This is a genomic window from Kordia aestuariivivens (assembly GCF_014397005.1).
In the GTDB taxonomy this organism is placed as follows: Bacteria; Bacteroidota; Bacteroidia; order Flavobacteriales; family Flavobacteriaceae; genus Kordia; species Kordia aestuariivivens.
The window spans coordinates 213269-236001 of record NZ_JACGWS010000007.1 but is presented as its reverse complement, the minus strand read 5'-3'; the positions used below and the strand labels follow the sequence as shown (position 1 = coordinate 236001).

The following is a 22733-nucleotide window of genomic DNA, read 5'->3' as shown; positions in this document are numbered from 1 at the left end:
ACCAAAAAAAGCGTGCAAATTTGCACGCTTTTTTTATGTTCAAAGATTTCATCGTACAGGCGAATAGCTATTGATGCTGAGGTTTTCATATAATTCTTAAAAATCATAACAAAAGACTACTTATTTTAATTAATAAAATATATCTTTGCACCGCGAAAAATGGTGAAGTTTTAGCATAAAAAAAGAAAACCGTTTTTCAGTATTTAATAACCTAAACATTAAACACTTAAGTAATGTCAAAAGTTACAGGTAAAGTTGCACAAATTATAGGTCCTGTTGTTGATGTAGAATTCAGCGCTGGGAACGAACTTCCAAGAATTTACGATTCATTAGAAATAGCGAAAGCTGATGGTACAAAATTAGTACTAGAAGTACAATCACACATTGGTGAGAATACAGTTCGTACAATTTCTATGGATTCAACAGATGGTCTAAGTAGAGGAACAGACGTTGCTACTACTGGGAATCCAATAAAAATGCCTATTGGCGACGATGTATACGGTCGATTATTTAACGTTATTGGAGATGCTATTGACGGATTAGGAGAATTGCCAAAAACTGGCGATGACGGTTTATCAATCCACAGACAAGCACCAAAATTTGAAGACTTATCAACTTCTACAGAAGTTTTATTTACAGGAATTAAAGTAATTGATTTAATTGAGCCGTACGCAAAAGGAGGTAAAATTGGATTATTTGGTGGAGCCGGAGTAGGTAAAACAGTATTAATTCAGGAGTTAATTAATAATATCGCAAAAGGACACGGTGGACTTTCAGTATTCGCAGGAGTAGGAGAAAGAACGCGTGAAGGAAATGACCTTTTACGTGAGATGTTAGAATCAGGAATTATCAAGTATGGTGATGATTTTATGCACTCAATGGAAGAAGGTGGATGGGATTTATCTAAAGTAGATAAAAACGTCATGAAAGAGTCTAAAGCGACGTTCGTTTTCGGACAAATGAATGAGCCTCCTGGTGCTCGTGCTCGTGTAGCATTATCAGGATTAACAATTGCAGAATATTTCCGTGATGGAGCAGGAGACGGACAAGGAAAAGATGTACTTTTCTTCGTAGATAACATCTTCCGTTTTACACAAGCAGGTTCTGAAGTATCAGCACTTCTTGGACGTATGCCATCAGCGGTAGGATACCAACCTACATTAGCAACCGAAATGGGAGCAATGCAGGAACGTATTACATCAACAAAGAAAGGATCAATTACATCTGTACAAGCGGTATACGTACCTGCGGATGATTTAACGGATCCAGCACCAGCAACAACGTTTGCGCATTTAGATGCAACAACAGTATTATCTCGTAAAATTGCAGAACTTGGTATCTATCCAGCGGTAGACCCATTAGATTCTACTTCTAGAATTCTAACAGCAGATATTTTAGGTGATGAGCATTACGATTGTGCACAACGTGTAAAAGAGTTATTACAACGTTACAAAGAATTACAAGATATTATTGCCATCTTAGGAATGGAAGAATTATCTGAAGAAGATAAAATGGCAGTTGGTAGAGCAAGACGTGTACAACGTTTCTTATCACAGCCTTTCCACGTAGCAGAGCAATTTACAGGTCTTAAAGGTGTATTAGTAGACATTAAGGAAACAATCAAAGGATTCAACATGATTATGGATGGAGAATTAGATCACTTACCAGAAGCTGCTTTTAACTTAAAAGGAACAATTGAAGAAGCTATCGAATCTGGAGAGAAAATGTTAGCTGAGGCTTAATCAAGTTTAGAGTTCAGAGTTTAGAGTTCAAAATTGAAACTCATAACTCACAACTCATAATTCATAACTAAAAGAGAGATATGTATTTAGAAATTGTATCACCAGAAGCGACATTGTTTAGTTCAGAAGTAGATTCTGTAACTGTACCAGGAATCAATGGTGAGTTTCAACTGTTAAACAATCACGCACCTATCGTATCTTTATTAAAAGAAGGTTTGGTAAAAATTCATACACATACGCAATCACACTTAGTATTTGATGAATTGCATGCGGAGATAGTTCCTCACAATGATGACGATAAAGTATTAACGTTACAAATCAATTCTGGAACTATTGAAATGAAAGATAACAAAGTAATAGTGCTTGCAGATTAACTATAAATCGCAAAAACTAAATATATAAAAGCATCAAACCTTAATCAGTTTGATGCTTTTTTTTATGCCCTAACAGGAGAATTCTCTCGTAATACCAGTTTTGCTTTAAAATTACTCAATAAAAAGGCAGTTATTTTTTAAGATAAGAAAGAATATACAAGAATAGCAGTAGCTACGATTAAATTTTATCTTGAAGAATAAAGGAAAAATCCCAAGTTTTTGTGAGTAATTTTAAGGTGAAAATGGTATAATACTAAATTGGACTGGTATTTGATGTTTAGTTAAAAAATAACAAATTATTTGGAACAAACGATGTTCAATTCGTAAATTCACACAAAACTTAAAAGTTATGAAACTATCTATTAAACAACTAATTGCGACTTGCGCTGTCGTATTGGTTAGTTCAGCAGGATTTTCCCAATCTGGAAGGCAAGCAGCACAAGCATCAATGCTTCACAGTGACTTGACATTAGAATCACAAATGCAAAAAAACTTTTCGGCTATCTTAAGAGCTAATGTTGAAGGAACACCTTATTACGATGAGGAATTTAACTCAGCAAATATAGCTCCGCTAAATAAAGTATTTTTTGTTCGTTACAATGCGGCGTTAGATGATATGGAAGTGATTCAAAGTAATGATACTTTAATCATGAACAAGAACAATAAAAACTACATCATCAAGCAAAATAAAGGAAATCTTACCTATAAAATTCTAGAATACGCTGATAGTAAAAAAGATAAATTTGGGTATTATGTACAGCTTACCGAAGGAACAAACGTGGCGTTATATAGAAAAGATAGAAAAAAATTCGTGGAAGTAAAAAAAGCTGCATATGGTGGAAATTTAAACGCGAGTTCTGCAAAATTCAAAAAGCAAAAAAGTGAATTCTACATAGAATTGAAAGGAAGTGGAGACGCTATCAAAATTCCAAAAAAGAAAAAAGCAGTCATCAAATTATTTGCGGGAAAAGAAGATTTGGTTGAAAAATTCATCAAGGAAAACAAAATAAAAGTTACAAAAGAAAAAGACCTAATCAATCTGATTAATTACGTTAACTCGCTCTAAAGGATTGATTTAGTTAAAAAAAGATCGTGTAAAACGATAAAACGGTAAGGTTTTTGTGGGATAATAATACATTATAATTAAACCATTAACTATTAAAACCATCTACTATGAGATCATTACTAAAAACAAGCTGCGTATGTGCATTTGTGATGTTATTTACAACTACTGCTTTTTCACAAGAAACAGCAAATGTAACAGCCAATCATGCTCCTTCACAAGTATCATTTCTAATTCCAAATTACAATCCTGTTGGTCCGTTAGGATATGCTAACGGAGGTAAAAACATTCTTGAAATTGCTGATGGCTCACAATTTCACGAGCAAGAATTCAAAGATGCGAAAGTTTCAGGGTCAGAAGTTTTGCTTAAAGCTCGCTACAATGCGTATTTAGACGAAATGGAAGTAAAATACAATGATGAAATTGTATGTGTCAATAAAAATCTTCAAAAGCGTAGAGTTTTATTTACTGCTGATAATCTTGAATACAAAATTTTAGATACCGATAACAGTGATAAAAAGGAAAAACATAGTTATTTCACAGTCTTATTGGAAAACAGTAATGTTTCGCTCTATAAAAAAGATGCTAAAGAGTTAGTAATAGCACTAGAAAAAGTGCCTTATATGACACCAGCACCAAAGATAATCACAGAATTTCAAGATGCAAAAAGTGAATTTTATGTGGAAGTAAAAGAAAATGGTAACGCTATCAAAGTTCCAAAAACAAGAAGAGGAGTCGCTAATCTATTTCCAGGAAAAGAAAAATTAATAAAAAAATTCATTAAGCAAAACAAAATAAACGTCACAGAAGAAGACGGTTTAAAAAAATTAATCAACTATGTTAATTCACTTTAAACGAACATAACTTTTTAAAATATTGAAAAGCATCAAACCTAGTTTGGTGCTTTTTTTATACCGTAATATCAACAAAATCAACTTTTTATTTTTTCAAAAACAATTAAAATAATTTCGTTCGCTCGCATTTTTTCGTAACTTGATGAAACATTAAAACCAAAAAAAGTGATATTATGAAAACAAAACACATCAAAACCACCGCAAGAAAACTACAATACCTATTGGTATTTTGTTTGTTAATCAGTCTAGAAGGATTCGCCCAATGTGCCGGCGGAAGTTACGGAACTAAGCCGCCTCCAGGTGCTGTAAGAGCTTCTGTGATGGCTTCAATGAATTTCGATAACTCGCTAAATTCAGTGATTGTAAGAAACCAATCAGTTGTGTATGGACCAAATACCATGGGAACTCCGTACATGCAACAATCATTTGCAACAGCGAAAATTGTACAGGTTGACAAAGTATATCTTGTGCGTTACAATGCCTTAACTGACGAAATGGAAGTAAAAGGTGGAGAATCTGACGAAATGTTGATAATTTCTAAAAAGAAGAATTACGAAATCAATCAGCATTCAAACAACGTTACCTACAGAGTTTTAGAAAAAGTTGACAGTGAAAAAGAAAATGATTTAGGATATTACATAAATCTTGAAGATGATGATAACATTTCATTATACAAAAAAGAGTGTAAAAAACTAGTAAGTAAAGATAAGTCTACGTACGGAAACTCTGCGTCTTCAATAACTATGGAATTCAAAGATATGAAATGTGAATTCTACATGGAAATGGAACACGATGGACTGGCAATTAAAATTCCAAGAAAGAAAAAAGAATTTTTAGCGCTGTTTCCAGACAAAGCAGAATTAATTAGTGCTTTCATCAAGGACAATCGAATCAAATTACACAAAGAAAAAAGCTTGAAAAAGTTAATTCAATACATGAATACGATTTAAAAAATAACAAACATAAAACCGTAAAGCCCTTTCATTTTGGAAGGGTTTTTACATTATAAAAATAATAAGATGCGAATAAAAAAAGTCACGAAAATAGTTGGAATACTTTGGATTATCGCTGGAGTTATATTCTTTATTTGGATGTATAATTCATTTCGTGCACAAGGTTTTGACGATTCAATAGTAGAAAGTAATAATGTGCTAACAGTCAATATTTCTGATGATTACATTGTCTTTGATCCAAAAAAACCATCTAAAGGGACTATTTTTTTCTTTCCAGGCGCATTGGTTGATCCGTTGGCGTATGCGCCGCTTTGTGAAGGATTAGCAACACACAATTACAAAACAATCATTGTAAAAATGCCTTTTCGGATGGCAACCAGCGGATATACTAAAATCAAAGAAGATAAGCTGCTAGAAAATGATGTAAATCATACACTCATCGGACACTCGCAAGGAGGAAAAATGGCGGCTCAATTTGTGCATGAAAATCCGCAAACAATTGATCACTTAATTTTACTCGGAACAACACATCCAAGAGATTTTGATCTGTCTGATAGAAAATTAAATATCTTGAAAATTTATGGTGAATCTGACGGAATTGCTTCAAAAGATAAAATCATTGCTAACAAATCAAAACTTCCCAATCATACAACATATCATGAAATTAAAGGTGGAAATCATTCTCAATTTGGTTACTACGGACATCAATTAGGCGATAACAAAGCAGGAATTTCAAGAGAAGCACAACAGCGAGAAACGATCACTAAAATTCTAGAATTTCTAAAACTTCACAATCAAAATTAAATCTTCAATAAACTAATGCATAATTTTCAAACAATAATATCTATACAAGCATGAAAAAATGGTTGAAACGTATTGGATGGATATTTGTAATTATCATCTTAGGAATCATAGCGTGTAACGGATATGTAGAACTAAATGCAAAAGGGAAAACATTCAACAAAACCGCTGAAATTCCGTCAAACAAAGTTGGATTACTGCTTGGAACTGGAAAATATCTTCAAAATGGTAGGGTCAATCTATTTTACAGATACAGAATCAACGCAGCAGTACAACTTTACAAAGCAGGAAAAATACAATATATACTTGTCAGTGGCGACAATGGAAGCAAAAGTTATGACGAACCTACAACGTTTAAAGAAGATTTAATGGCAGCTGGAATTCCTGAAAATAAAATCATTTTAGACTATGCAGGTTTTCGCACATTGGATTCCGTAGTACGCAGCAAAGAAATATTTCAACAAGAAAATATTACCATCATTTCACAGCAATTTCACAACGAACGCGCCATTGCTATTGCAAATGCTAAAGGAATGAATGCAGTTGGTTTCAATGCAAAAAATGTTGGTGGACGAAACGGATTCAAAGTAAAAGTGCGAGAAATGCTTGCGCGCGTGGCAATGTGTATAGATCTTGTCGTTGGAAAACAACCTAAATTCTTAGGTGAAAAAATTGCCATAAAATAGTCGCATATCTCAATAATTTCTTTCACACTTTCCGTAGAATAATCAGTATTTTTGTAATGCAAAAGTCGCAACCATTCAAAATGGATTGATTTATGAAAATACCCAAAAAAATTCAAGCAAAAATTCAAGATCGCATACAAAACAATGTATTGCGAACGCTTCCCATAGCAACAAAAAGGGTTGATTTTTCTTCGAATGATTATTTGGGCTTCGCAAAATCTACTACAATATTTAACAAAACACATCAATTACTTACGGATAGAAATTTAGAACTAAACGGTGCAACAGGTTCACGATTATTATCGGGAAATCACGAATTATATCAAGAAGTAGAAGCTGAAATCTGTGCGTTTCACAATAGCGAAGCAGCGTTACTATTCAATTCTGGATATGACGCAAACATCGGGTTTTTCTCTTCGGTTCCGCAACGTGGCGATGTACTATTTTATGACGAATATATTCATGCTTCCATTCGTGATGGAATTGGAATGAGCAATGCAAAAGCGTACAAATTCAATCATAATAATTTAGACGATTTAGCAAAAAAAGTGAACAAAATAAAGCAGTCGGGAAGCAATTCACAAGAAATATATGTTGTGACCGAATCTGTATTTTCCATGGATGGAGATTCGCCTAATTTGCCAGCATTGATACAATTTTGCAACGATGCGAATGTCTATTTAATTGTAGATGAAGCGCACGCAATTGGTGTTTTTGGTGACAAAGGAGCAGGTTTATTACAAGAATTAAACCTAGAAAATGAAGTATTTGCCAGAATCTACACGTTTGGAAAAGCATTGGGTTGTCATGGTGCTGTAATTCTAGGAAGCGAAGACTTAAGAACGTACCTCATTAACTTTGCGCGCAGTTTTATTTATACCACAGGATTATCACCGCATGCAATTGCCACCATCAAAATGGCATACGGAGAACTCTTAGAAACAGATGCAATACAAAGTTTAAAAGAAAATATTGCGTACTTCAATCAAAAAGCTAAAAAAACACCATTCATAAAAAGTGAATCAGCAATTCATTGCTCTATCATTTCAGGAAATACGGAAGTAAAAAAAGCAGCGAAACTGCTTCAAGAAAAAGGATTTGATGTAAAACCAATTCTATCACCAACGGTTCCAGAAGGAAAAGAACGGTTGCGAATTTGTTTACACGCGTACAATTCACAAGAAGAAATCAACGAAATACTAAAAATAGTGACGATGTTCGTCGTTTAAAACAGATCAAAATGAAAAACGAATTTTTTACAATTGCAGCTTTTGAGTATACTGCGGAAGCACAAGTGATGAAAGGGAAATTTATGTCGCAAGGAATTGAAGTGTTCCTAAAAGATGAATACACCGTAGACGTTGATCCAATGGTGAGTCATGCAATTGGCGGTGTAAAATTACAAGTACACGTCAACGATAAAGAACAGGCAATTGCTTTATACAATGAATTGCGTGAATACGAAACAGATCCACGAGGAAACCCAATTTCGTGTCCAAAATGTGAAGGAGAGCGCATCTTAATTGCACCGTCTAAAAAAAGCATCCTATATCTCTTATTTCCATTCTTTGAACCGAATCGATATATCTGTTCAAACTGTGGCGAAATCTTTAAAAAGTAAACCGAAGAATGCAGAAAAAAATATTTGTCACAGGAATTTCTACGGAAGTTGGAAAAACAGTTGCCTCAGCAATCTTGGTGGAAGCCTTGCAAGCTGATTACTGGAAACCTATACAAGCTGGCGATTTAGAAAATTCGGATAGTCATAAAATTGAGCGATACATTTCAAACAAAAAAACGAAGATTCACAAAAATAGTTACGCACTCAATACGCCGATGAGTCCCCATGCAGCGGCTGAAATTGATAATTTGACAATTGATTTAAAAGAGATAACAGCACCAAAAACTAAAAATCATCTTGTCATAGAAGGCGCCGGCGGAATATTAGTCCCGCTAAATAATGAACATACAATTTTAGATATCATCAAACCTGAATATCATGTTGTGGTAGTTTCGCGTCATTACTTGGGAAGCATCAATCATACATTATTAACGGTAAATTTATTGAAGGAAAAAGGGTTTCATGTTTCTATTCTATTCAGCGGAGAAGAACATCCAACCACCGAAAGTATCATCAAAAAAATGACGAATGTGCCCGTACTTGGACGAATTGATGAAGAACCGTATTTTGATCAAAATGTAATTCGCGAATACGCGGAACTATTCAAAGAAAAGCTATCATGAGTTTACAAGGAAGAGATAAAAAACACCTTTGGCATCCGCTTACGCAACACAAATCGCATCCAAATCATATTGCGATTACAAAAGCAAAAGGAGCTGTTTTATATGATGAAAACGACAACGAATACATTGACGGAATTTCGTCATGGTATACCTGTGTTTACGGACATTGCAACGCATATATCATCGATAAAGTATGTGCGCAAATGGAAACCTTAGATCATGTGGTTTTCACAGGATTCACGCATAAGCCAGCTATAGAACTTTCTGAAAAACTCATTGAAATATTACCTGACAATCAAGAAAAACTATTTTTCTCGGACAATGGTTCCACTGCGGTTGATGTTGCGATAAAAATGGCGTTGCAATATCATTTCAATCACGATGAAAAAAGAACAAAAATTATTGCACTAGAAAATGGTTTTCACGGAGATACATTTGGCGCGATGTCGGTTTCAGGATTATCAGTTTACAATGGACCTTTTGAAGAATTTTTTATTGATGTATCAAGAATTCCGGTGCCGAATGCTGAAAATTTAGACGAAGTAAAAGCATTATTTACACAACTCATTACCGAACACGAAGTTGCAGCATTTATCTATGAACCTTTGGTACAAGGTGCAGCAGCCATGCAAATGCACAAAGCAGAACATATCAATGAAATTTTAAAAATTGCAAACGAACATAATGTTGTCACTATTGCGGACGAAGTAATGACAGGTTTTGGAAAAACGGGTAAAAACTTTGCTTCGGAATATATAGAAACAAAGCCAGATATTATCTGTCTGTCCAAAGCATTATCTGCGGGAATGGTTGCGATGGCAATTACGAGTTGCAGTCAAAAAATATACGATGCTTTCTATGCGGATGATATGAAAAAAGGCTTCTTTCACGGACATACCTATTCTGGAAATCCAATAGCGTGTAGTGCAGCAATTGCAGGAATTGAATTGTTGCAATCAGATGAAATACAAGCAAATTTAAAACGAATTGAAGCTTCACACAAAGTATTTGATGAAGACATAAAAAAACATCCAAAAGTAGGTAATACGCGTCAGCAAGGGCAAATTTATGCATTAGATCTAAACATTGAAATGGAGCGTTACGGAAACTTGCGCGACAAGCTATTCAATTCTTTTATGAATAAAGGCGTTTGTTTGCGTCCGCTTGGAAATACGATTTATATCTTAGCGCCATACATTACTACAGACGTACAATTGCAAAAAATATACACGGCAATTTGGGAAACTATTGAGGAGCTTTAAAAAAATCATTCCTCCAACAAATCAATAGTTTCATTCGATGCATCAATAAAAATAGCCATTTTATCGTACGACCATTTTCCGTTGTATTTATAACCAATTACATGAATAGTTCCTTTCCCTTTTGGACCTCTGATTGGAATCGTAAGATTAGCTTCTCCATCATTATTTGTAATAGAAATATTTCCTTGAAGTGTTCCTTTTTGTTCAATAGGTTCGCCTAAACGATCAATTACATACGAATTTGTTGCTGCCGTTTGATACGATTCAATGTACGGTGTAGATTCTTTCATCATAGAAGTCACAGTAAAGAAAATGGCAATAATAAAAACGACAAACAGCGCAATAAGCGTAAGGCATCCTGTGGGTACAAACCATTTCCAATTGCGTTGCCACCAATTTTTACGAGGTTGTTGACGTGAATGTGCTTCTAGTTGATTCATAAGTTAGTTTTTTAAAAAGTACAGTAAACAAGTGTCTAAAATACAGAAAATGTTACAGTTATAGCTACACGGTTTTTATAAAAACAAGGTCGATTTTTATAAAAATGGAAAAAGTGTGTTTGTGTAAAGCGAAAGTTGGGTGTAGTTTTGGGTTATAACTAATTTAAAATTTTTACCATTATGAAAAAACAAAATTTAAAAAACTTGTCACTAAACAAAAAGTCTGTTTCTAATTTACAAAAAGTTGAAGTTATAGGAGGTTTCGACAGAGAAACTAAAACATTTTTTGGAGGACTATGTTTATGTCCAGCTCCTTCTAGAGCAGATACAGCGAGTTGGTGTATTTGTCTATAGTTTAGCGAACTTTGAAGTGCTTCCTTGTAAATCAGCTTTAATAGCTTAAGATTTGGAAACGTACGTTATAAAAACTCCGAGGGAAACCCTCGGAGAATTTTACTTATATTAAATACAGCTATAATGATTATCACTAATCATTGCAGGATCTTCTTCTTCTATCGGTACTAGGACTGGTCCTTCTGTTGGTTCGTGAAAAGCACTAGATTTGCTTGGTTCATCTCCACCACCTCCATAAATATGGTGTGTAGAAATTGTAATTTTTTTAAGAGATAATTTTTTGTAAAGTTTACTTTTCATTATACAAGTTTTAGAGTTAATTAATAGTGTGAAGGAAGTTATTTATTCCTTAGAATCCCAATATTTATAATCGATTTTTATAAAAATAGATTACAATTGGAAACCATAACTTAAAGATTTTCAAGATTTTTAATGTAAAAAGATGGATTGAAACCAGTTCGTTTTTTAAACGCTTTTGAAAATGATTCAGACTGCTTAAAGCCTATTTCTTCCGCAATAGATTGAATAGTGTACGAACGTAATTTTTTGTCGTTTTTCAAAGCATTTAGTACATAACTAATTCTTAAATCCGCCATATATTCTGAAAACGTTTTTCCTTTATGTGTATTAATCACTTGTGACAAATAACTAGAGTTGGTATTGCACTTTTTGGCTAAGGTTGTCAGATTGTATTTCTTATCAAGGAAAGATAATTTGGTTTCAAACATTGCCAAATCATCTAATATTTTGGAAGCTTTTTCATCAGATAATGCATAGTCATAACCAGTAGATTGTGATTCGTTTGTTGTCGCTTCTTTTGCTTTTAATGCTGAAATCAATTTGTGAAACTTTGCTAATTTCTGCTTTTGTCTATTTCGGTAGTATACAAAAAATACAATCGCACTAAATGCAAGTAATACAGCAATTACAATAGTTTGCGTAAAATAACTTTTAAACAAGTTAGATGTTTCTTCTGCTTTGTCTGCACGGTGTTCTACATTCTTTAGATCATAATCTTCAAAAATGGTTTGATACAGCTCAAATCGTTTGGTTGTACTAAAATTATTTCGCTCAATATACTGATCGTATATAGCAGTTGCTTTTTCATGATTCCCTAATTGCACGTATGTTTTCGCTAAAAATTGGTACGTTTCGTCCAGACCCATAAAACTCAGCTTTTCTTTCTCAATAATTCGAGCTGCTTCAGTCAATGATTGCAATGCTTCTTCATAACGTTTCAACCCAAAATAGCATTTACCTTTATCCAATAATAAAAAAGGCGTAATAAGTTTTAAATCGTTGTTTGAGGTAGAAATCGCAAGTGCTTCATCAATAATTGGAATAGCACGATCATATTTTTTCTGCGCGGTATATACATTTCCTTTTCCGCCAATAGCGATACATCTTCCTGAAATATAATCTGTAGTTTCATTGAGTGAAAAGCTTTTTGAATACAAAGCAATAGCTTCTTCATACATGCCTTCATCAGTGTATGATTTTGCAGTATTATTCAACATTTTTATAAATCGAATCTTTAAAAATTGCGAATCAGGTTTTAATGTTAGCAGCGAATCATACGCATGGATAATTTTTTTAAAACCTTGCAAAGCTTCGGATGTTTTATTCGCTTTCAATTTGATGGTTGCAATATCAAATTCTAATGTTAATTTACTATCAATAGTACTGTTGTTTCGCATGATGTCATACGCTTTCAAATAATAATTCAATGCATCAGTATAGTTTGATTGTATATAAAAAGTAGCGCCTTTTGCATGAAAAAAAGAACCTAACAAGGAATCATTCTGACTCGTTTTTGCTAATGAAATAGCGTTGTCAATTGCAGCATGTGCTTTTGAATACACTTTAGATTTTCTATAGAGGCGATAGTTAAAATAATAAGATTTTGCGATAAAAACGGTGTCCTTTTTAGCAATTGCTTGATCTGAAAAAACTGCAATAAAATCTTGAATCTCTTTTGTGGTATATAATCGTTCTTGAAGATAAGTATGTTGCTGTAAAAGTGTTTTTTCTTTAAAAGCAGCAATAGAATCTTTACTCTCTGCTAAAACAAAAAAAGGAATCAACAAAAACAATAAGGCAAGCATTTGTATTCGAATAACCATCAGCAATTTTTTAAACTAGGATTTAAAAATACTAGAAAAAATATAAAACTTGGCGAGTAACTTTTAGCAAGTATCATAAACGATCCTAAACTTACATGTAAACAGCCTCGCAAATGTTAGCAAATCATCACATTTCTTACGATATTAGCACTCTTAATTTAGTATGATTATGATGCAGGATTGTATTTCTATAACGGGCTTGGGTTCTGTATCTCCATTAGGAAGTACACAAGCAGAGATTTGGAAAAACTACACAAAAAAATCACATTGTTTTCTAACAGAAAAAATTGAAAATAATAGTGCATTGACAGCGCCACTTTCAGAATCGGCATACGGAGAAATTCAAACACTAAAAAATTCAAATTCAAAATATAAAAATCTAGATAATAGTGTTTTATATGCCATCTTAGCTTCGCGAATTGCACTAAAAAATGCAGGTTGGAACGATGAAAATGATTTTGGAATTAATATAGGTTCGTCAAGAGGTGCCACTACACTATTTGAAAAATATCACAAAGATTTCTTAGAAAATCAGCATGCACAAACTTTAAGTTCGCCAACAACAACGTTGGGAAATATTTCGTCATGGGTTGCACACGATTTGCAAACAAATGGTCCGCAAATATCACATTCCATTACCTGTTCCACAGCTTTGCATGCATTAATGAATGGAATTGCTTGGATTGCCGCTGGAATGGCTTCAACATTTATAGTAGGCGGAAGTGAAGCACCGTTAACACCATTTACAATTGCGCAAATGCAAGCATTACACATTTACGCAAAAAAGGAAACAGCATATCCATGTTTGTCATTAGACTTGGAAAAAAACCGAAACACCATGATTTTAGGTGAAGGTGCTGCTTCAATTTGTATAGAAAAAGGCGAAAAGGCAAACGCTTTGGCAAAAATCAGAGGAATCGGATATGCTACTGAAATTCTAAAACACAATACATCAATCTCAGCAGAAGGGATCTGTTTTGAAAAATCGATGCGCATGGCATTAGGGAAACATTCGCCAAAAGAAGTCGATGTTATTGTACTACATGCACCCGGAACAATAAAAGGTGATTTGGCAGAATACCAAGCAATAAAAAAAATATTTTGTAACGAAATGCCAAACCTTACTACGAATAAGTGGAAGATTGGTCACACATTTGGAGCTTCAGGAATGTTAAGTATAGAATTAGCAATACTAATGATACAACACCAACAATTCATTTCAATTCCTTATCTTAACGATGAGAATCAACCGAAACAACTAAACAAGATTTTAGTGAACGCGGTTGGGTTTGGAGGAAACGCGGTTTCAGTATTGCTTACAAAAGACTAAAATTTCAAAAAAATAAAAACTAACAATTAAAATCGTACGCTATGGAAGAATGGTTTTCAGCATTGACATATTTTGAAAAATTCTATTGGATTATTGCCGGAATTTCATCTACAATTTTTGTATTCGTACTTATCACTACATTTTTAATTGGTGATGCCGATGGAGTTGATGGTGATGTAGACGCCGAAATAGAAGGCGATACAGGAATTGGATTTCAATTCTTTTCTTTTAAAAATCTAGTTGCATTCTTTACCATTTTTAGTTGGGCAGGAATTTCATGCTTAGATGCAGGATTTGGAAAAGGAGTAACCATATTGGTTTCTACTATTGCAGGACTCATTATGATGTTCATTATGGGCGCATTACTCTATTACATCAACAAATTAGTTAGTAGTGGAACCTTAAAACTTGAAAACGCTATTGGGAATGTTGGAGAAGTCTATCTAACTATAGGCGCTAATCGTTCTAAAATAGGGAAAGTACATGTCAATATTCAAGGTGCATTACGCGAATTGGATGCATTGGCAGACAGTGAAGAAACTTTAAAAACAGGAACTGTAGTCAAAGTTAAAGACATTACAGGAACTGGAATATTAATCGTACAACCATTAAATCAATAAATTATATGACACACTTATTATTGCAAAATTCAGTGAGTGATTTTGCACCGGTAATCGGAATCATTTTCTCAGTTCTATTTATCTTTATATTAATCACAGTATTTATTCGTAGATACAAACGTTGTCCTTCGGATAGAATCCTAGTAGTCTATGGAAAAGTTGGTGGAGGAGAATCGGCCAAATGTATTCATGGTGGTGCAGCATTCATCATTCCAGTAATTCAAGATTATGAATTCTTAGATTTAACACCTATTTCAATAGAAGTGAACTTAGTCAATGCCTTAAGTAAGCAAAATATTCGTGTAAACGTACCTTCTCGATTTACCATTGGTATCTCTACAGAACCTGGCATTATGCAAAATGCAGCCGAACGTTTGTTAGGATTAGGTCAAAACGAAATTCAAGAATTAGCACAGGAAATTATCTTTGGTCAGTTACGTTTAGTAGTGGCATCGATGGATATTGAAGAAATTAATAATGATCGTGATAAATTCTTAACAAATATTTCTCAAAGTGTTGAAACCGAATTAAAGAAAGTAGGTTTAAAACTAATCAACGTAAACATTACGGATATCGTTGACGAATCAGGATATATTGAAGCACTTGGTAAAGAAGCAGCTGCACATGCAATTAACGCAGCTCGTAAATCAGTTGCAGAGAAAAACAGAGATGGTTCTATTGGTGAAGCAAATGCAGTACAAGATGAAAGAACACAAGTTGCAGCAGCAAATGCACAAGCAGTAGAAGGTGAAAACACCGCAAAAATTGCAGTTGCAAACTCAGACTCTTTAAGAAGACAGCGTGAAGCAGAAGCAGAACGTGTGGCAATTGCATCAGAGAAAGTACAATCTGCGAAAGCATTAGAAGAATCGTACGCAGCAGAACGTGAAGCAGAAAAAGCGAGAGCAGAAAGAGAACGTTCTTCTCAAATGGCAGATATTATTGTTCCTGCAGAAATTGACAAAAAGAAAGTTGAAATTGACGCTGAAGCAGAAGCAGAACGTATCCGTAGAAGAGCAAAAGGAGAAGCAGATGCAATTTTATTCAAAGCACAAGCAGAAGCGCAAGGTTTATATGAAGTCTTAACGAAGCAAGCACAAGGTTTAGATCAAATTGTACAAGCAGCTGGAAACAGTCCAAAAGATGCAGTATTATTATTAATTGCTGACAAATTACCAGAATTAGTGAAAACACAAGCCGAAGCAATCAAAAATATCAAGATTGATAAAGTTACTGTTTGGGAAAATGGTGGCGGAGGAAAAGATGGGAAAACATCTACGTCGAATTTCATCTCAGGAATGTACAAAGCAGTTCCACCTTTACAAGAAATGTTTAACATGGCAGGAATGGACTTGCCAGAATATTTAAAAGGAAAAGATATTGTAAAAGAAATATCAGCACTGGAAAATACAGAATCAAACGATACGGAAGAAAAGTAAATCTTTATAACTTAAGAAAATCCGCCACTGAGCGGATTTTTTTATTCTACGCTTTCATGTTGAGATGATACAAAATAAAATACCTAGCTTAAATTTAAACTATTAGAATGAATAATAATAAAATTGTATTCAAACGGAAAGTACATTTCATGCGATCTATTTTTGGAATCGCCTTCTTCTTTATGGGAATAGCTTGGATTGTAACTGGAAGTCTATTTGGAATGATTTTTTGTGGAATGTCTATCTTCTTTTTTAATAAAGATGGATCTGAAATTGACTTAGAAATTAGGAAGTACAGAACTTTTACAGAAGTCTTTGGATTTCGTTTTGGATCATGGGACGATTTACCTGAAATAGAATACGTTTCTGTGTTTAGTACAACAGAAGCAGTTGCAGTACGTGTCCTATCTGCGGAAGCAATTGTAAAAAATGATATTATAGTATTAAATTTATTCTACAACGGAAATCATCGCATCAAAGCATATTCAACAGCCGACAAAGAAGATGCGTTTAAAATAGCAAAACAGATTGCTGGAATATTAAAGATTGATATTTTAGATGCAACAGAAGCCGAATCTAAATGGATATAACTGTATTTGTAAATACATCTTTTTATAAACAACATTCGACGCAATTGGACTAAAGAAGAAATCTTGTGATTTATAACAAAAATTCATCTCAGGAATAGACTTGCCAGAATATTTAAAAGGAAAAATAAACACTTTTAAGAATAATAAAAAATCCGCGCGAAGGTGGATTTTTTGTATTACAATCCTCTGTTGTTAATTAGTATATTTACATAATGAGGAAAGTTCAATTATCTTTTTCTAGTGTATGATATATAAAAAACGGTTAGTGATGCGGATGGTTTTATTAGGAATTTTTTTCCTTTTAATAGCCCCTTTTTCATATTCACAACAAAAACCAATAAATTCAGAGAACCTTCAAGATGATAAAACAATAACATTACAGCAACAGATAGACATTGGCAGTGAACTACAAAAAAAGGAAAATTACAGAAGAAGTATCTCCTATTTTATAGCAGCTATTGAGATTGCCAAAGAGATGCAACATGATAGCCTATTATTCAGATCTTATATAAAATTAGGCAAATCATACCTCTATAGTTGGAAAAATGAAAAGGCAATAGAAGCGTATTATAACGCATTAACAATTGCTAAAAAGAATAAAGATGTAGATCAGGAATTGATTGCGTATTCTGGTTTAATTGCGTTTCTACCATTCATAAATAAAGAAGATAAAGCAGTTGACTTTTCTGTATATGCTTTAAGTTTAGTTGATAAAGCATCTTTTAAAAACAAAGAGAATCATGTTAAAGTACTAACAACGATTTGTGATGCTTTTATGGCGCAAGGTGATTATGATTCTATGTTGCCTCATCTAGAAAAAGGAATTGCATTAGCTGAAAAACTAAATTATCAAGCTGGTCTTTTAGATTTATACATTAAAAAAGGAAAGTTTTTTCGGCATAAAAAAAAGTGGGAGCAAGCATTTTTGTATTTGCACAAGGCAGAAACAATCCTAAAAGAAAACCATGTAGCAAACTCTTTTTTTCCTAAAGTAAACACGAACTATTCTTTAGCGCTTTGTTATTACGATCTTGAAAAGTATGACAATGCAATTGAGTATTTATTAAATTCTATTGCTTTACTAAAAGATGAAGATTTAGAAAAAGATAATGTCATAGATACCTATAGTTTATTAGCTAAATGTTACTCGAAAAAGGGAAACTATAAAGAATCTAACATAGCACTAAATACAGTAATAAAACTAAAAGACAGTTCAAGGCTTACGAAAGACAAAGCTATAAACGCCTTTCATGAACAAGATAGTGAAACATTTTTACTGCAAATTGTAGCATTGCAAAATCAAGGAAAAGAAGATAAACAACGAATGAGTTACATGCTATGGGGAATTATAATTGCCAGTTTTGCTTTCTTCTTGATCTTATTCTTATACATAAAAAAACAAAAAGCGAACAAGGCAACTTTCAAAGCGCTGATTCAAAAAAAATCAATTTTAGAAGAAAATGAAAAAACAACAGCCTTTAAAAAATCTAAAAATGAAATAAAATATATCGCTATTGATGATACTACTGTTAAAGAAATAATTGAACGATTAAAAAAACTAGAAGACCAAGAATATTTTTTAAATTCTAATTGTAGCTTGTCATCTATTGCTAAAAAAGTAAAAACAAATGTTACGTACCTATCTCAAATAATTAATAATTATAAAGGAAAAACGTTTAATGATTACATCAATGATTTGAGGATTGAATATGTTTTAAACAGGTTGAAGAACGATAAAAAGTTCAGATCATTTTCAGTAAAAGCAATCGCAACAGAACTCGGATACAAAAGCGATGATTCTTTTGTGAAACACTTTAAAAACAAAACTGGGTTAAATCCATCATATTATATAAAAGAATTAAACAAAATGGAAGTTTTATAAAAATTAAAAAGTAACACCCGATTTTCTTTAAAATAGGGCGTTACTTTTTCTTTAATTCTCAAGGAGCATATATATTTAGTGTAAAATAATCAAACTAAAATCTTTCCCAATTATGAAAAAAACAGCAACAAAAATTAATCTTAAAAAAACACTCATAGCAAAGATCAACCTAGAAGTTATGCAGAATATTAAAGGAGGTTCAAGCATTCCTACTGATTTCGATGTCAATACATTTCGACTACATTGTCCGTCTGATCCTAAGTAACAATTAATGTACTTCATATAATTTCAGGTCTTGTGTTTTTCACAAGACTTTTTTTATACCCTATTTTCTTTAATCTCGCGATGTGAATGTTTTTTATAATCCAAAAATGATTGACATTAGTATTCAAATCTAAGCATTACTAACATGTTTATATTCATAAGGGAAAGCCGAAAACCTTCAATAGAGTAGGATCTAATTTAAACAATCAACACCATGAAAAAATCATTAAAATTAAAAACTCTAGAATTAAAAAAACAATCCATTTCTAAAATAGAGTACAAAAAAGTAAAAGGAGGAATCACTGGTTGGTACTGTTTAACTTGGCCTGGAAGAGGCGATTGTCATATGTTCTAAGCATTACTAACATGTTTATATTCTAAGGGAAAGCCGAAAACCTTTAATAGAGTAGGTTATATTTAAACAATCAATACCATGAAAAAAAAGAATCTTAAATCGTTGAGTCTTAATAAAAAAGCAATTTCTGTTTTTAAATTCAGTGAATTAGATCACGTAAAAGGCGGTAGAGGAACTTTTAGACCTAGTTGTAGCAGAGCAGTTTCATGCTCTCCGTTCTAAAACGTACTTCGGTCAGTTATGGTTGGAAGAAGTTCTGATCATTTCATTAATTTTATAATTTCAGCCCTTTCAGGTTTTAAAACCTGAAAGGGCTTTATTTTACTGAACTAAATCCTCGAAAACAAACTATTTAAAAATAAAAAGAATAGAGATTTTTGGACTCCGAATTGTAAAATGGAAAGGATTACCAGCTATTAAATATATTTCTGTATTTAGTACAACAGAATCAATAGTAGTAAAAACATTGCGTACGACAGCTACTATAAAAAATGATATCACAATCCTTCATCTTTTTTCAACGGAAATCATCACATCAAAGCATCCGCAACTATAGATAAAGAAGATGCATTCATAGTTGTCAAGCAAATTGCAGGAAAATTAAAAATTGATATTTTAGACGCTACAGAAGGAGAATCTAAATGGATATAACTATTTTTGTCTCAAATACATCTTTTTATGAACAACATTCGACACAATTGGACTAAAGAAGAAATCATTGCGATTTACAACAAACCACTCATGGAATTGTTATACGAAGCAGCTACTGTACACAGATTGCATCACGATCCAAACACAGTGCAAGTGTCTACATTACTCTCTATAAAAACAGGTGGATGTCCTGAAGACTGTGGCTATTGCCCACAAGCAGCACGCTACCATACAGATATTGAAGGAAACGATTTAATGTCAGTTTCACAAGTAAAAGCACAAGCATTACGTGCAAAATCATCAGGAAGCTCTCGTGTATGTATGGGCGCAGCTTGGAGAAATGTAAAAGACGGACCAGAATTTGATCAAGTATTAGAAATGGTACGTACAATCAACAAACTAGATATGGAAGTTTGCTGTACACTAGGAATGGTGACAGAAAATCAAGCACAACGTTTAGCCGAAGCAGGTTTATACGCATACAATCACAACTTAGACTCTTCGGAAGAATATTACAAAGAAGTCATTTCTACACGTGGATACGAAGATCGTTTAGAAACCATTGACAATGTTAGAAAAACAAACGTAACGGTTTGTAGTGGAGGAATTATTGGAATGGGAGAATCGGTAGGAGATAGAGCAGGAATGTTAGTCGCTTTAGCTACACTAAATCCACAACCAGAATCTGTGCCAATCAATGCATTAGTTGCTGTTGATGGAACGCCATTAGAAGATGAAAAGCCTGTAGAAATCTGGGAAATGATTCGAATGGTAGCTACTACCCGAATTGTAATGCCAGAAACGCAAGTACGTTTATCCGCTGGAAGAACAAACATGAGTAGAGAAGGACAAGCAATGTGTTTCTTTGCTGGCGCAAACTCAATATTTGCTGGAGACAAACTGCTAACAACACCAAATCCAGACGTGAATGAAGACATGAAAATGTTTGAAATGTTAGGATTAAATACTCAAAAACCGTTTACAAAAAAGACGCAACCACAAACTGTAGAAGCAGAAAACTCGGAATACCAAGCTTTAGGTGAAAAACCAAAATGGTCACGACCAGATCATACCATAGAAAGGAATGAAGAGGCGAAAGAAAAAATGAAAGCAGCAGTATTAGAAAAAAGCAATAAATAAGTGCCAAAATAATAATAAAAAAGGGCTTGTTTTTAAGCTCTTTTTTTTTGCTCAAAATTTCTAATTACGCAACAATTTATTAACTTAGCTAGATAAACGTTAGAATATTGAAATTGAATCTGCAAGAAATTCCAAGAGTCAAAACAATTACCAAAAAAGACTTCATAAAAAACTACTACAAGCCACAAAAACCAGTGGTTATAGAGAATTTTATTGAAGATTGGCCAGCGTATGGTAAATGGAGTTTGGACTACATGAAAGAAGTTGCAGGCGACAAAGAAGTACCTTTATATGACGATAGGCCTGTAGATTACAAAGAAGATTTCAATGAGCCACATGCAAAAATGAAAATGTCGGAATATATAGATTTACTCAAAAGTGAACCGACAAAATATCGCATCTTTCTGTGGAATATCTTTAAAGAAGTACCATCATTACAAAACGATTATTCGCTGCCAAACCTTGGTTTAAAACTACTCAAATCAGTACCAATGCTCTTTTTTGGCGGAACCAATTCGCATACGTTTATGCACTATGACATTGATTTCTCAAACATTCTTCACTTTCACTTTGAAGGAAAAAAACAATGCATTCTATTTGATCAAAAACAAAGCGACTTTCTCTACAAAATTCCACACTCATTAATCGTTCGTGAAGACATTGATTTTTCAAACCCCGACTTTGAAAAATGGCCAGCGCTAAAACACACACAAGGATACATTACAGAGTTGGAACATGGAAATATACTATACATGCCAGAAGGATATTGGCACTACATGAAATACCTAACACCAGGTTTCTCCATGAGTTTGCGATCTATAACCAGAAACCCAATAAATGTAGGGAAGGCATTATATAACTTTTTATTCATGAGGCAATACGACAATCTAATGCGAAGATTCAAAGGTCAAAAATGGATTGATTGGAAAAATGAGCAAGCCATCAAAAGAACACATCAAAAGAACGGAATTTAATTTTACTTAAAAAATGAAGTACTATTGAAAATGACGAATTATTTTTCTAAACTTCTAAACTCAAATCAATCACTTCACCAACTCATTTATCTTCTCGTACACTAAATGTGTTTCCCAACCTCTGTACAATAAATAATCTGCAATTTTTTTCTTTCGTTTAAACGAATTGGTCTCTTTTACAGCTGCATTGCGTTTTCTTGCAAGTTCATCCAAAGTGTTGAGGTATTCAGATGCGTCAATCTCTTTCAGTGCGCTATCAACAACAAACTTTGAAATATTTCGAAGTCTCAATTCTCTCACAATTCGTACGCGTCCCCATTTTTTAATTCGAAACTTGCCTCTTGCAAAACTTTGTGCAAAACGTTCTTCATTCAAAAAATTATCTTGAATCAATTCGGAAACAATTACATCAATTGCTTCAGGAATCATATTCATTTGCCGTAACTTTTCAATAACTTCCTTATGACAGCGATCTTGATAGACACAAAAATTTTGTATCTTTAATTTTGCCTCTTTAACGGAATACGATTTCTTTTCCATAAATATTCTACAAAAGAATAACTATTTGTTGATAGAAACAAGTTTTATATGC

At 33.3% G+C, this 22733-nt stretch carries 25 protein-coding genes; 21 read left to right on the top strand and 4 right to left on the bottom strand.

The window, feature by feature from the left end; all coding sequences use genetic code 11:
* Positions 1–233: 233 nt before the first annotated feature.
* From atpD to bioA, 11 genes are all read left to right on the top strand, one after another.
* A complete protein-coding gene (atpD, locus tag H2O64_RS13170; protein ID WP_187562667.1) occupies positions 234–1742 on the top strand; it encodes a F0F1 ATP synthase subunit beta in 1509 nt (502 codons plus the stop codon).
* Between the two features lie 80 nt (positions 1743–1822).
* Positions 1823–2116: a F0F1 ATP synthase subunit epsilon gene (locus H2O64_RS13165; RefSeq protein ID WP_187562666.1), complete on the top strand. Its 294-nt coding sequence runs from the start codon at positions 1823–1825 to the stop codon at positions 2114–2116.
* Positions 2117–2465: 349 nt separating this feature from the next.
* On the top strand, positions 2466–3182 hold the full coding sequence (locus H2O64_RS13160) for a hypothetical protein (protein WP_187562665.1): 717 nt from the start codon (positions 2466–2468) through the stop codon (positions 3180–3182).
* 107 nt (positions 3183–3289) lie between these two features.
* Positions 3290–4033 carry a hypothetical protein gene (locus tag H2O64_RS13155; RefSeq protein WP_187562664.1) on the top strand — a complete coding sequence of 248 codons (744 nt, stop codon included), beginning with the start codon at positions 3290–3292 and terminating at the stop codon, positions 4031–4033.
* Positions 4034–4206: 173 nt separating this feature from the next.
* Positions 4207–4983, top strand: coding sequence for a hypothetical protein (locus tag H2O64_RS13150; RefSeq protein ID WP_187562663.1), 777 nt, complete (start codon positions 4207–4209; stop codon positions 4981–4983).
* A gap of 69 nt (positions 4984–5052) precedes the next feature.
* The gene (locus tag H2O64_RS13145) at positions 5053–5790 is read left to right on the top strand and encodes an alpha/beta fold hydrolase (protein WP_187562662.1); all 738 of its coding nucleotides are present in this window, start codon (positions 5053–5055) and stop codon (positions 5788–5790) included.
* Positions 5791–5840: 50 nt separating this feature from the next.
* Entirely contained in the window at positions 5841–6473 is a 633-nt protein-coding gene (locus tag H2O64_RS13140; protein WP_187562661.1) for a SanA/YdcF family protein, read from the top strand.
* Between the two features lie 92 nt (positions 6474–6565).
* A complete protein-coding gene (locus H2O64_RS13135) occupies positions 6566–7702 on the top strand; it encodes an aminotransferase class I/II-fold pyridoxal phosphate-dependent enzyme (protein WP_187562660.1) in 1137 nt (378 codons plus the stop codon).
* An 11-nt stretch (positions 7703–7713) separates the two neighbouring features.
* Positions 7714–8094, top strand: coding sequence for a DUF2007 domain-containing protein (locus H2O64_RS13130; RefSeq protein WP_187562659.1), 381 nt, complete (start codon positions 7714–7716; stop codon positions 8092–8094).
* 8 nt (positions 8095–8102) lie between these two features.
* Positions 8103–8717 carry a dethiobiotin synthase gene (gene bioD, locus H2O64_RS13125; protein WP_187562658.1) on the top strand — a complete coding sequence of 205 codons (615 nt, stop codon included), beginning with the start codon at positions 8103–8105 and terminating at the stop codon, positions 8715–8717.
* The gene (gene bioA / locus H2O64_RS13120; RefSeq protein WP_187562657.1) at positions 8714–9979 is read left to right on the top strand and encodes an adenosylmethionine--8-amino-7-oxononanoate transaminase; all 1266 of its coding nucleotides are present in this window, start codon (positions 8714–8716) and stop codon (positions 9977–9979) included. Before bioD ends, bioA begins: the two co-directional genes overlap by 4 nt.
* 5 nt (positions 9980–9984) lie before the next feature.
* On the opposite strand, the gene H2O64_RS13115 is transcribed toward bioA, so the two are convergent.
* Positions 9985–10419 carry a cytochrome c oxidase assembly factor Coa1 family protein gene (locus tag H2O64_RS13115; RefSeq protein ID WP_187562656.1) on the bottom strand — a complete coding sequence of 145 codons (435 nt, stop codon included), beginning with the start codon at positions 10417–10419 and terminating at the stop codon, positions 9985–9987.
* 180 nt (positions 10420–10599) lie between these two features.
* Here H2O64_RS13115 and H2O64_RS13110 point away from each other — a divergent pair, with 180 nt between their 5' ends.
* Positions 10600–10773 (top strand): hypothetical protein, encoded by a 174-nt coding sequence (locus H2O64_RS13110; protein WP_187562655.1) that lies wholly within the window; start codon positions 10600–10602, stop codon positions 10771–10773.
* Between the two features lie 108 nt (positions 10774–10881).
* Here the strand turns inward: H2O64_RS13110 and H2O64_RS13105 are convergent, their stop codons facing one another.
* Both H2O64_RS13105 and H2O64_RS13100 read right to left on the bottom strand, forming a co-directional pair.
* The gene (locus H2O64_RS13105) at positions 10882–11073 is read right to left on the bottom strand and encodes a hypothetical protein (protein ID WP_187562654.1); all 192 of its coding nucleotides are present in this window, start codon (positions 11071–11073) and stop codon (positions 10882–10884) included.
* Between the two features lie 110 nt (positions 11074–11183).
* The gene (locus tag H2O64_RS13100) at positions 11184–12896 is read right to left on the bottom strand and encodes a tetratricopeptide repeat protein (RefSeq protein ID WP_187562653.1); all 1713 of its coding nucleotides are present in this window, start codon (positions 12894–12896) and stop codon (positions 11184–11186) included.
* A gap of 172 nt (positions 12897–13068) precedes the next feature.
* Between H2O64_RS13100 and H2O64_RS13095 the strand changes: the two genes are divergently transcribed.
* The 9 genes from H2O64_RS13095 to H2O64_RS13055 all read left to right on the top strand — a co-directional run bounded on the left by H2O64_RS13095 (position 13069) and on the right by H2O64_RS13055 (position 22141).
* Positions 13069–14226, top strand: a complete 1158-nt coding sequence (locus H2O64_RS13095) for a beta-ketoacyl synthase N-terminal-like domain-containing protein (RefSeq protein WP_187562701.1) — start codon at positions 13069–13071, stop codon at positions 14224–14226.
* Between the two features lie 41 nt (positions 14227–14267).
* Positions 14268–14846, top strand: a complete 579-nt coding sequence (locus tag H2O64_RS13090; protein WP_187562652.1) for a hypothetical protein — start codon at positions 14268–14270, stop codon at positions 14844–14846.
* Between the two features lie 5 nt (positions 14847–14851).
* Positions 14852–16285 carry a flotillin family protein gene (locus H2O64_RS13085; protein WP_187562651.1) on the top strand — a complete coding sequence of 478 codons (1434 nt, stop codon included), beginning with the start codon at positions 14852–14854 and terminating at the stop codon, positions 16283–16285.
* 107 nt (positions 16286–16392) lie between these two features.
* Positions 16393–16875 carry a hypothetical protein gene (locus H2O64_RS13080; protein WP_187562650.1) on the top strand — a complete coding sequence of 161 codons (483 nt, stop codon included), beginning with the start codon at positions 16393–16395 and terminating at the stop codon, positions 16873–16875.
* A gap of 268 nt (positions 16876–17143) precedes the next feature.
* Positions 17144–18757, top strand: coding sequence for a tetratricopeptide repeat protein (locus H2O64_RS13075; protein ID WP_187562649.1), 1614 nt, complete (start codon positions 17144–17146; stop codon positions 18755–18757).
* 478 nt (positions 18758–19235) lie between these two features.
* Positions 19236–19376, top strand: coding sequence for a hypothetical protein (locus H2O64_RS13070; RefSeq protein WP_187562648.1), 141 nt, complete (start codon positions 19236–19238; stop codon positions 19374–19376).
* 78 nt (positions 19377–19454) lie between these two features.
* Positions 19455–19598: a class I lanthipeptide gene (locus H2O64_RS13065; protein ID WP_187562647.1), complete on the top strand. Its 144-nt coding sequence runs from the start codon at positions 19455–19457 to the stop codon at positions 19596–19598.
* A 456-nt stretch (positions 19599–20054) separates the two neighbouring features.
* Positions 20055–21167, top strand: a complete 1113-nt coding sequence (bioB, locus tag H2O64_RS13060; RefSeq protein WP_187562646.1) for a biotin synthase BioB — start codon at positions 20055–20057, stop codon at positions 21165–21167.
* A gap of 107 nt (positions 21168–21274) precedes the next feature.
* Positions 21275–22141 (top strand): cupin-like domain-containing protein, encoded by an 867-nt coding sequence (locus H2O64_RS13055; RefSeq protein WP_187562645.1) that lies wholly within the window; start codon positions 21275–21277, stop codon positions 22139–22141.
* A gap of 69 nt (positions 22142–22210) precedes the next feature.
* On the opposite strand, the gene H2O64_RS13050 is transcribed toward H2O64_RS13055, so the two are convergent.
* Positions 22211–22576, bottom strand: a complete 366-nt coding sequence (locus H2O64_RS13050) for a regulatory protein RecX (RefSeq protein WP_317173829.1) — start codon at positions 22574–22576, stop codon at positions 22211–22213.
* Between the last annotated feature and the right edge of the window lie 157 nt (positions 22577–22733).

Bases quoted from the DNA above. Each gene is read 5' to 3' on its own strand.
- H2O64_RS13090 (WP_187562652.1), top strand. From the start codon at position 14,268: ATGGAAGAATGGTTTTCAGCATTGACATATTTTGAAAAATTCTATTGG.
- atpD (WP_187562667.1), top strand. From the start codon at position 234: ATGTCAAAAGTTACAGGTAAAGTTGCACAAATTATAGGTCCTGTTGTT.
- H2O64_RS13115 (WP_187562656.1), bottom strand. From the start codon at position 10,419: ATGAATCAACTAGAAGCACATTCACGTCAACAACCTCGTAAAAATTGG.
- H2O64_RS13100 (WP_187562653.1), bottom strand. From the start codon at position 12,896: ATGGTTATTCGAATACAAATGCTTGCCTTATTGTTTTTGTTGATTCCT.
- H2O64_RS13105 (WP_187562654.1), bottom strand. From the start codon at position 11,073: ATGAAAAGTAAACTTTACAAAAAATTATCTCTTAAAAAAATTACAATT.
- H2O64_RS13070 (WP_187562648.1), top strand. From the start codon at position 19,236: ATGAAAAAATCATTAAAATTAAAAACTCTAGAATTAAAAAAACAATCC.
- H2O64_RS13135 (WP_187562660.1), top strand. From the start codon at position 6,566: ATGAAAATACCCAAAAAAATTCAAGCAAAAATTCAAGATCGCATACAA.
- H2O64_RS13155 (WP_187562664.1), top strand. From the start codon at position 3,290: ATGAGATCATTACTAAAAACAAGCTGCGTATGTGCATTTGTGATGTTA.
- H2O64_RS13110 (WP_187562655.1), top strand. From the start codon at position 10,600: ATGAAAAAACAAAATTTAAAAAACTTGTCACTAAACAAAAAGTCTGTT.
- H2O64_RS13075 (WP_187562649.1), top strand. From the start codon at position 17,144: ATGCGGATGGTTTTATTAGGAATTTTTTTCCTTTTAATAGCCCCTTTT.
- H2O64_RS13095 (WP_187562701.1), top strand. From the start codon at position 13,069: ATGCAGGATTGTATTTCTATAACGGGCTTGGGTTCTGTATCTCCATTA.
- H2O64_RS13165 (WP_187562666.1), top strand. From the start codon at position 1,823: ATGTATTTAGAAATTGTATCACCAGAAGCGACATTGTTTAGTTCAGAA.
- H2O64_RS13160 (WP_187562665.1), top strand. From the start codon at position 2,466: ATGAAACTATCTATTAAACAACTAATTGCGACTTGCGCTGTCGTATTG.
- H2O64_RS13130 (WP_187562659.1), top strand. From the start codon at position 7,714: ATGAAAAACGAATTTTTTACAATTGCAGCTTTTGAGTATACTGCGGAA.
- bioA (WP_187562657.1), top strand. From the start codon at position 8,714: ATGAGTTTACAAGGAAGAGATAAAAAACACCTTTGGCATCCGCTTACG.
- H2O64_RS13140 (WP_187562661.1), top strand. From the start codon at position 5,841: ATGAAAAAATGGTTGAAACGTATTGGATGGATATTTGTAATTATCATC.
- bioB (WP_187562646.1), top strand. From the start codon at position 20,055: ATGAACAACATTCGACACAATTGGACTAAAGAAGAAATCATTGCGATT.
- bioD (WP_187562658.1), top strand. From the start codon at position 8,103: ATGCAGAAAAAAATATTTGTCACAGGAATTTCTACGGAAGTTGGAAAA.
- H2O64_RS13050 (WP_317173829.1), bottom strand. From the start codon at position 22,576: ATGAATATGATTCCTGAAGCAATTGATGTAATTGTTTCCGAATTGATT.
- H2O64_RS13150 (WP_187562663.1), top strand. From the start codon at position 4,207: ATGAAAACAAAACACATCAAAACCACCGCAAGAAAACTACAATACCTA.
- H2O64_RS13145 (WP_187562662.1), top strand. From the start codon at position 5,053: ATGCGAATAAAAAAAGTCACGAAAATAGTTGGAATACTTTGGATTATC.
- H2O64_RS13065 (WP_187562647.1), top strand. From the start codon at position 19,455: ATGAAAAAAAAGAATCTTAAATCGTTGAGTCTTAATAAAAAAGCAATT.
- H2O64_RS13080 (WP_187562650.1), top strand. From the start codon at position 16,393: ATGAATAATAATAAAATTGTATTCAAACGGAAAGTACATTTCATGCGA.
- H2O64_RS13085 (WP_187562651.1), top strand. From the start codon at position 14,852: ATGACACACTTATTATTGCAAAATTCAGTGAGTGATTTTGCACCGGTA.